Genomic DNA, 5,927 nt, shown 5'->3' with positions numbered 1-5,927 from the left:
CATAGGTATCTACACATTTATCGTGATACCTGTTATTACTTTGCAGAATGATTTCAACCTATCTGTTGGCGGGATTGACTCTCGCCTTACCCGCCGATATCAGACGCTGGTTAAACAGCATATGACGCCCGCGGCTCTTCTTGCTTCTGCGGTTAAAGACCTCGCAAGTGCTCAAAAATCAACTTTCGCAACTACCCAAGCTGTCTGGCGTTTTCTGAATAATAAGCGAATTAGCTTCAGTCAACTCAATGAGCCAATTATTTCGCTAGCACTTGAGCAAATTTCGCTTAGCCCGCATCCATACGCTCTCGTTGTTCATGATTGGTCACGTTTACAATTTCTTTACCATCATGCCAAATACGGACGCTTAAAAATGACGCACGGTGGCGATGTTGGATATGAACTTCAAAGCAGCTTGCTGGTTGATGCTGGCACGGGTTTGCCAATAGCGCCTCTATCTCAGACACTTACCGATGCAACCGGTTGTCATTCAACGTTGGCGGAAGGACTGTCCGAACGGCAGACACATATGGACGCCTTGACGACCGATATTGCCCGTGTGGAATCGCTTAATATAGGTAAAAAGCTGATTCATATAATTGATAGAGAGGGTGACTCTATTGGACATATGCGGACGTTGAGTACTCAAGGAATATGCTGGCTTATCCGAGGAAAAGAAGGACATGGTGCAGAGTGGCAAGGTAATTCATTGAAAATTGGTGAGATTGCTGCTCTTCTGCCATACAACGGATGCGGACAGGTAGACTGGAAAGGGAAAAAAGCTGATATGGAAATCAGTGAAACCTCGATAGTCATAACCCGAGCTGCGCAGCAGAAGCGTAAAGATAAAGAAACCGGCCGCCGCATAAAAATCCAACCTGGAGAGCCTCTGACGGTCAGATTGGTTGTTGTTCGGCTTACGGATGATCTCGGTAATGTGGTGGGACGCTGGACGCTGCTTACAAACGTTTGCAGCGAGATCACCTGCGAGGAAGTAGCTCGTTGGTATTACTGGCGCTGGAATATTGAATCATTTTTTAAGTTGCTGAAAGGTGCCGGACATGACGTAGAAACATGGCTTCAGCGCAGCGCGCCAGCCGTACTACGCAGGTTGTTAATAGCCAGTATGGCTGCTGTTCTGGTATGGCGGCTGCAACGCGCTGAAGGAGAAGAAAATGCGGCAGCCCGCCAGCTGATATGTCGCTTGTCAGGACGACAGCAAAAGCGAGGCCGCAGAGAGAGCGCTCCTGCTCTGCTCGCTGGCCTATCCATCTTGTTGAATACACTAAAATTATTATCGGAATATAGTCTGAAAGAACTTACTCATTTAGCGAGAGTTGCTCTTAAGCCTCCTCCCTGATGTGTAGATACCTATGCCCTGACGGCGAGGCAAAAAAAGGAATTGGACGGACTGTATCAGCGTATCCAGGAGACTATCCCCCATGGCAATGGATAGCCCGGCTTTCAGTCCGCGCTATACCCTCGGCGATATTGCGGCGGTCAAGATAGTGGCCGATCTCCTTGCGTCGACGGCCTCCGACCCCGCTACGCACGGGCTGGCGGTGGCGGTCGTGGGCTGCTACGGCGAGCTGGTGGCGTTCGGCGCCCATCACAACTGTCCGCCGCTGCCGCGGTTACTGGCCCAGCGTAAAGCCTATACGGCGCTGATGTTGCGGCGCAGCACCCGTCAAGTGTCCGAAGAGGTGCAGTGCGGTGCTATGACTCTCGGGGTATTGAATGACGCCATGCTATTGCCGATGCCGGGCGGTATGCCGATTCGCCGGCAGGGCACGGTGGTTGGCGCCATTGGAATCAGCGGCTTGCCGGTTGCAACGGATATTGCCGTGGCCGAGTCATGGGCACTACGCTTCGGCTAACGGCGACGTTGGCCAACCCGCCGCCGTGTATCGACCGCATGCTAACCAAAGACGAAAAAAAACCAATCACAAGTGATTGGTTTTCCTCGGGATGAATTGGTCGGCATGAGAGGATTCGAACCTCCGACCCCCGACACCCCATGACGGTGCGCTACCAGGCTGCGCTACATGCCGAACTCATGGGCGCTTATACTACCCGTTCTTGCCATGATTGCAATAGCCGACCTGAACGACTGCTTTAGTTTTAAGCGTTTAGTTGGCAATAAAGCGTTTTTCATTCGTCAGCACCTGCAGCAGCAGCGTCAGCTGCGGTTTTTGCTGGTATAACTCCTTGCCGTTGACGTCGAAGGTGCGGTAACTGCCGTTATTTTCCAGCAGCAGAGTTTCATGCGGCGTGGTGATTGCCAACTGGTGTCTGTCCGCGCTCAGCACCCAATCATTGCGGCGGCGCGGGGCGAACAGATCTTACCCTTGGGCGTAATCGCTGACGCGATTGCTGGCATGTAACAGACGCTGCATGAGCGTCACGGTCACGTCGTTATGGTTGGTCAGTTTGGTCACCACCTGCTGCGGCGTGCCGGGCCAATGCACCACCAGCGGCACCTGCAACTGCGCGCGGTTGAAACGGGTGCCGCTCTCGCGCCGTCCGCTGCCGTTATCATCTAATTCCAGCCCGGTGGCGGCGGTGATGACCACCACGGTATTATCCAGATCGCCGCGTTCGCGCAGCGTGTCCAGCATTTGCCCCAGGGTATTATCCAGACGCTGCGCCCCTTGCTGATAACGGCGGGTAAGATCCGGCGTGTTTGCCAAACTGGCGCTGACGTTAGTGCCATTAAATGACACATAAGAGAACCACGGCGAGGTGCCGCTGTAGCTGTCGCGCCATTGCTGCCACTGTTTGGCGGTTTGCGCGTCCGTCTGCCTGACGGGCTCCGGCAGCGTGAAATCGGTCAACAGCGCCTGGCGATAAAGGGGATCGCGAAAACCGTCGGAGGCGAACAGGCTGAGCTGGTACCCCTGTTTGTTCAGGGCGTCCAATAGCGCCGAGGATTTGCGCGTGGCCAGGATCCCGTCGAGATAGGAAGCCGAAATACCGTAAAACAGCCCGAACAGGCCGGTATCCACCTGATTGCCGGTGCTGTAGTGCTGGGTGAAACGGGCGTTTTGTTCGGCAAAGCGCGCAAGGGTCGGCATCTGCTGGTCCAAGGTGTCATTGCGCAGCATGCCGGTGGTAATGATGAGCAGATTCAGGCCGCTGCCCTTGTCGCTGAAGCTCACCGGACTCAAGGGGTACTCTACCGCCGCCGCTTCAGGGTTGCCCTGCTGAACCAGCCGCCGCTCGAAGGCCTCTGCATCAAGCAGGCCGTGGCGTTCCAGAAACCGGCGCGCGGTCATCGGATAAGACAGCGGCAGATTGGCGCGTTGCATGGTAATAGGGCGGTAAAAATTGGCATCCGCCCAGATATAGGCCACATGTGAGGCGCAAAAGGCGGCAATAAACAGCGTGGTTACCGGTTTGCCGATATTATAGCGATTGAGGCTGCGCAGTTTTTGCCAGCTCCAGGTGCCAAACAGCATTTCCACCAGGAATATCACCGGAATGCCGATAAACATCAGTTGCCAGTCGCGGGCCAGCTCGGCCTGATCCGGGTTTATCACCAGTTCCCACACCATTGGATTGAGGTGCTGATGGAAACGGGTGAAGACCTCACTGTCCACCAGCAGCAGCGTCAGGCCCGCGGTGGCGATAATGGCGGACAAAAAACGTAATAACCGCTGCGACATCACCACAAAGGTGAGGGGAAACACCACCAGCAGATACAAGGTGAAGCCGAGAAAACTGAAATGACCAAGCCAGCTGGCGAACGCGTAAAGTCGGCCCGCCAGCGAGCCGGGCCAGTCCGCGACAAACAAATAGCGACTGCCCAGCCCGAGGCTGAGCAGGATATTGAAAAGGGCGAACCAGTGACCCCAACTGATCATTTGGGATACTTTGTCACGGTAGCGCTGACTCTTTGTCACCATAGCTGTGTTTTGGCTTGTGCTTAATGCGTATCGGGAAGCGGCACCGAGGCGTGCAGTGCGTCGGTGAACGATTTAACCAGCGTATTGCGCATCTCCGGCGCGACGCGGGTGTTAATCACATGCGTGACCATATTCCCCAAGACCATCAGCGCGAGATCGGTCGGCGTATGATGTTTTTCCAGTACTGCAGCCAGTTCGGCAAGCAGTACTTCTATCTGTTCGTCACTGTAACGGGATGCTTGTGGCATAATATCATCTATGTGGCCTGTCAAAGTCCGGTATCTTACCGTATCAACTCCCCTTTTTCCGCACTTTTATCGTTTCTGACCCTTGTAGCGTTTCAGCCTTCGGTCGCGGCGGTGGCAACACAGTTGCAGCGGCGAGCGTTTCGGTGTTTGAATACGCACCTGACCAGAATGGAGAATAGAACATGAGTCTGGATATTGACCAGATTGCACTGCATCAAATGATTAAGCGCGATGAACAGACGCTAGAACTGGTGCTGCGCGATTCCCCGCTTGCTGTCTCGCCGGCGGTGGAAGAGATGATGGCCGAGCTGCACCGGGTTTACAGCGCCAAGAGCAAGGCCTATGGCGTTTTCACGCCCGAGAGTGAACTGGCGGATGCACTACGCGGTTGCCGGCGGGGGGATGAGAATTTTCTTGCCTTCAGCCGCGCCGCCACGGGGCGATTGCGCGATGAGCTGGCGCAATACCCGTTTGCCGAAGGCGGCACTGTCCTGTTTTGCCAGTATCGTTACCTGGCGGTCGAGTATTTAATCATCGCGGTGCTCGGTACCTGCCAGAGCATGCGGGTGAATGAACAGCTGGATATCAGCAGTACCCAATACCTGGATATTCACCATGCGGATATCGTGGCGCGTATCGATTTGACCGAATGGGAAACCCAGCCGGCCTCCAAACGCTATTTGACGTTTCTGAAAGGGCGTGTGGGCCGGAAAGTTTCGGATTTCTTTATGGACTTTCTCGCGGCAGTCGAGGGCTTGGACACCAAGGCGCAAAACCGTGGCCTGCTGCAGGCGGTGGATGACTATTGCGCCGATGCGGCGCTGGATAATCACCAACGGCAAGAGGTTCGCCAGCAGGTTCACAGCTATTGCAAAGAGCAACTGCAGGCCGGCGAGGAGATCGCGCTGGCGGAACTGTCCGCCACCTTGGTGCCGGTGAGTGACAAAACTTTCCAGGCGTTCTCCAGTGAACAGGGGTATGCGCTGGAGGAAACGTTCCCAGCCGATCGCGGCACGCTGCGCCAGCTCACCAAATATGCCGGTAGCGGCGGTGGCGTAACGCTCAATTTCGACGCACAGTTGCTCGGCGAGCGTATTTTCTGGGATCCCGCGACCGACACCTTGACTATCAAAGGAACGCCGCCGAATTTGCGCGATCAATTGACCCGTCGTCAGAACGGGAAATAACAGGGTCATACCTTAAACTACCGTTAAATATATTGCGGTGGTTTAAGCTGACAGCGTTTTTTGGCCGCCGTGCAAGTCATTCATCAATAACGGGCCTGAAAGCGAATGGCCGTTAATTACGCCAGTAGGCTTTCAGGTTGTCACGTTTTTGTTGCAATATCGAATTACGCTATGCTACCTTGCTGCGAAATATAGCATTCCAGGCGCCTTGTTAATTTGACTGTATAACGCGAGATATCCCGCGTTAGCATTTATTACGGCCTTGTTTTTTGATGAAACGTTTTGGCAGGAATAATGTGTATTGGCAATTTATATTCTTTGTCAGGTGCTCTGCGCCTTAATACGACTAATCATGAAATGGAGTTTGCTAAAACCAGGAGGTTAAGAATGCCCATGTCATCAGTCGCACTGCAAAATAGCGTTGCAGGTAAGTATTATAACCAACATCACGATAAAACAATCGGTAATGCCTTCAAATAGTTGACTTTTGTGATATTCTGCCTCTATTTGAGGTTTCCACGTGGTTACAGTTTCTGTTCATTGTCCTCGCTGCCATTCAGATGAAATTTATCGACATGGCCTTAGTC

General features: G+C 53.6%; 5 protein-coding genes, 1 tRNA gene and 1 pseudogene. 4 read left to right on the top strand and 3 right to left on the bottom strand.

The genetic code is table 11. The features are described from left to right. Both CINSTRO3249_RS11715 and CINSTRO3249_RS11710 read left to right on the top strand, forming a co-directional pair. Positions 1 to 1,360 (top strand): flagellar biosynthesis protein FlhF (locus tag CINSTRO3249_RS11715; protein ID WP_254304357.1); only part of this gene is annotated, 1,360 nt, incomplete at its 5' end. 82 nt (positions 1,361 to 1,442) lie between these two features. Further along, a complete protein-coding gene (locus CINSTRO3249_RS11710; RefSeq protein WP_074013410.1) occupies positions 1,443 to 1,877 on the top strand; it encodes a GlcG/HbpS family heme-binding protein in 435 nt (144 codons plus the stop codon). Positions 1,878 to 1,974: 97 nt separating this feature from the next. Here CINSTRO3249_RS11710 and CINSTRO3249_RS11705 read toward each other — a convergent pair. From CINSTRO3249_RS11705 to CINSTRO3249_RS11695, 3 genes and pseudogenes are all read right to left on the bottom strand, one after another. After that, a tRNA-Pro gene (locus CINSTRO3249_RS11705) sits at positions 1,975 to 2,051 on the bottom strand. A gap of 78 nt (positions 2,052 to 2,129) precedes the next feature. Beyond that, positions 2,130 to 3,905, bottom strand: a pseudogene (gene yejM / locus CINSTRO3249_RS11700) (LPS biosynthesis-modulating metalloenzyme YejM). A gap of 20 nt (positions 3,906 to 3,925) precedes the next feature. Continuing rightward, positions 3,926 to 4,153: a YejL family protein gene (locus tag CINSTRO3249_RS11695; protein ID WP_074013409.1), complete on the bottom strand. Its 228-nt coding sequence runs from the start codon at positions 4,151 to 4,153 to the stop codon at positions 3,926 to 3,928. Between the two features lie 182 nt (positions 4,154 to 4,335). On the opposite strand from CINSTRO3249_RS11695, the gene yejK reads away from it, so the two are divergent. Together yejK and CINSTRO3249_RS18060 are read left to right on the top strand one after the other, a co-directional pair. Beyond that, positions 4,336 to 5,340, top strand: coding sequence for a nucleoid-associated protein YejK (yejK, locus tag CINSTRO3249_RS11690; protein ID WP_074013408.1), 1,005 nt, complete (start codon positions 4,336 to 4,338; stop codon positions 5,338 to 5,340). 520 nt (positions 5,341 to 5,860) lie between these two features. Further along, the coding region (locus CINSTRO3249_RS18060) for an IS1 family transposase (RefSeq protein ID WP_143146884.1) at positions 5,861 to 5,927 on the top strand (67 nt) is incomplete at its 3' end.

It is taken from the genome of Candidatus Sodalis sp. SoCistrobi, assembly GCF_900143145.1.
In the GTDB taxonomy this organism is placed as follows: domain Bacteria; phylum Pseudomonadota; class Gammaproteobacteria; order Enterobacterales; family Enterobacteriaceae; genus SoCistrobi.
This window is presented reverse-complemented; position numbering and strand designations above follow the sequence as displayed.

Coding starts and splice junctions, on each gene's coding strand:
- CINSTRO3249_RS11710 (WP_074013410.1), top strand. CDS start 1,443: ATGGCAATGGATAGCCCGGCTTTCAGTCCGCGCTATACCCTCGGCGAT.
- CINSTRO3249_RS11695 (WP_074013409.1), bottom strand. CDS start 4,153: ATGCCACAAGCATCCCGTTACAGTGACGAACAGATAGAAGTACTGCTT.
- yejK (WP_074013408.1), top strand. CDS start 4,336: ATGAGTCTGGATATTGACCAGATTGCACTGCATCAAATGATTAAGCGC.